Source organism: Pseudomonas sp. R62 (genome assembly GCF_000257605.1).
GTDB lineage: Bacteria > Pseudomonadota > Gammaproteobacteria > Pseudomonadales > Pseudomonadaceae > Aquipseudomonas > Aquipseudomonas atacamensis.
Genome location: NZ_AHZM01000816.1, coordinates 1 through 2428, shown reverse-complemented (window position 1 = coordinate 2428; position 2428 = coordinate 1). Strand labels below are relative to the sequence as shown.

The window sequence follows — 2428 nt, the reverse complement described above, 5'->3', positions numbered from 1 at the left end:
TGCGTGACTCTGAATGAGCCATGGGCGCGTCGCAGGTTATTGCTCTGCGCGAGAGACTTCGCCGCGCTGCCGGGTTATGCCCAGGCATTGTTACAAGCGCTCACCGCTGCGCGCGTTTCTGAGCACTCCGATGTCGACCCCAGACAACTGAACGACACCCGGGCGCTATAGGGTGCGACTTCGATCTCAAGTCACTTGCCCGGAGTCCCCATGACCGCGACCGCCCCTATCACCGTTCTGCGCGACACCCACCCGCTGCCGGTACTCGACGCCTGCAAATGGGAAAAACTCGAAGGCGACCCGCACACCGTCAACCTCAACGCCTACACCAGCGAAGACGGCAGCAAGATCATGGGCACGTGGATCTGCACACCGGGCAAGTGGCGCGTCGATTATGTGAAGTGGGAGTACTGCCATTTCCAGGAAGGCTACTGCGTGATCACCCCGGACGGCATGGCGCCGATCCACCTGCGCGCCGGCGATATCTTCGTGGTTGAGCCGGGCATGAAAGGCACGTGGGAAGTGGTCGAGACCGTACGCAAATATTTCGTCTTCGCCTGATGCAAAAAAGCCGGGAAATCACCCGACGTGATTTCCCGGCAAATGTCCCGGCGTTGCTAAAACCTGTGGCGAGGGGATTTATCCCCGCTCGACTGCGCAGCAGTCGCAAACCCTGAGCACTCGGTTTACCTGACACACTCCAGGGGGCTGCTGCGCAACCCAACGGGGATAAATCCCCTCGCCACAAAGGGCTGATCGCGATTACTGCGGCTTGCGATAGCTGTTGATGATCGCCGAAAAATCCTTCCCGCCATCACCGCGCTGGCTCATCGCCTGATACAACTGCTGCGCCACCGCGCCGAGCACCACCGGTTGGTGCGCCTGCCGCGCCGCTTCAGTCGCCAGCCCAAGATCCTTGAGCATCAGTTCTGCCCCGAACCCGCCGGTATAACCGCGCGAGGCCGGCGCCGTTTCGACGATGCCCGGCCACGGGTTGTACATCTCCGAACTCCAGCAGCGGCCGGTCGAGCTGTTGATGATCCCGGCCAGCACGCCGGTGTCGATCCCCAGCGCATCGCCCAACGCCATCGCCTCACTGACGCCGACCATCGAAATCGCCAGCAGCAGGTTGTTGCAGATCTTGGCGATCTGGCCGGTGCCGACTTCACCGCAATGGACGATGTTGCGGCCCATCTGCGCCAGCACCGGTTGCAGGGTGGCGAACAGTTCCGGGGTGGCGCCGACCATGAAGGTCAGCGTGCCGGCGGTCGCGCCGCCAGTGCCGCCGGAGACCGGCGCATCGGCCATGGCCACGCCGTGTTTGGCGGCGGCCGCTGCGACGTCGCGGGCGGTCTGCGGATCGATGGTGCTGCAATCCACCGCCGGCACGCCTTGGCGAATACCGGCGAGCACGCCCTCCTCACCCAGCCAGACGCTGCGCACGTGCACAGCCGCCGGGAGCATGGTGATCACCAGTTCGGCATCTTCCGCCGCCTCGCGGGCTGAAGCGCGGATGGTGCCGCCCAGTTGCTCGAGTTCCGCCAGCACGGTTTTGTTCAGGTCGACCAGGTTCAACGAGTGGCCGGCCTTGATCAGGTTGCGCGCCATCGGCGCGCCCATGTTGCCCAGCCCGATAAATGCGATTTTCATGATCGAATCCTCAGCGCAGGTTGATGGTGGTGTTCACGCCGTCGTTGACGCTGTCGTCGTCGAACCAGCGCGCCGTGACCGTTTTGGTCTGCGTGTAGAACTGCACCACTTGCTTGCCGTACGGGCCGAGGTCGCCGAGTTTCGAACCGCGCGAGCCGGTGAAGCTGAAGAACGGTACCGGTACCGGAATCGGGATGTTGATGCCGACCTGACCGACATCGATTTCAGTCTGGAATTTACGCGCCGCCGCACCGCTCTGGGTGAACAGGCCAGTGCCGTTGCCGAACGGATTGGCGTTGACCAGCGCGATCGCCTGATCGAGGGTGTCGACTTCCAGCACCACCAGCACCGGGCCGAAGATTTCCTGGGTGTAGATCTGCATGTCGGTGGTCACCCCGGAGAACAGGGTCGGGCCGACAAAGTTGCCTTGCTCGTAGCCCGGCACGCTGATGTCGCGACCGTCCAGTTCAAGCTTGGCACCTTCCTTGATGCCGCTTTCGATCAGTTCGAGGATCCGCGCCTTGGCTTTTTTCGAAATCACCGGGCCGACATCGGTACCCGGCTCGCTGCCGGCGTTGACCTTGAGCTTTTGCGCCAGCGCTTTCAGGTCTGGCAGCCACTGTTTTGCGGCACCGACCAGCACCACCACCGACGTGGCCATGCAACGTTGCCCGGCGGCACCGAAACCGGCACCGACCAAGGCATTCAGCGCTTGCTCGCGATTGGCGTCCGGCAGTACCACAGCGTGGTTTTTCGCGCCCATCATCGACTGCACGCG

General features: G+C 63.1%; 3 protein-coding genes and 1 pseudogene. 2 read left to right on the top strand and 2 right to left on the bottom strand.

The window, feature by feature from the left end; all coding sequences use genetic code 11:
• Nucleotides 1-171: pseudogene (locus OQK_RS30880) on the top strand (LysR family transcriptional regulator); the annotation flags it as partial.
• A gap of 39 nt (nt 172-210) precedes the next feature.
• Complete coding sequence (locus OQK_RS00185) at nt 211-561, top strand: cupin domain-containing protein (protein ID WP_016770579.1); 351 nt, start codon at nt 211-213, stop codon at nt 559-561.
• A gap of 201 nt (nt 562-762) precedes the next feature.
• Here the strand turns inward: OQK_RS00185 and mmsB are convergent, their stop codons facing one another.
• Nucleotides 763-1650: a 3-hydroxyisobutyrate dehydrogenase gene (gene mmsB / locus OQK_RS00180; protein WP_016770578.1), complete on the bottom strand. Its 888-nt coding sequence runs from the start codon at nt 1648-1650 to the stop codon at nt 763-765.
• A 10-nt stretch (nt 1651-1660) separates the two neighbouring features.
• On the bottom strand, nt 1661-2428 hold a 768-nt coding region (locus OQK_RS00175), incomplete at its 5' end, for an aldehyde dehydrogenase family protein (protein ID WP_016770577.1).

Bases quoted from the DNA above. Each gene is read 5' to 3' on its own strand.
- mmsB (WP_016770578.1), bottom strand. From the start codon at position 1,650: ATGAAAATCGCATTTATCGGGCTGGGCAACATGGGCGCGCCGATGGCG.
- OQK_RS00185 (WP_016770579.1), top strand. From the start codon at position 211: ATGACCGCGACCGCCCCTATCACCGTTCTGCGCGACACCCACCCGCTG.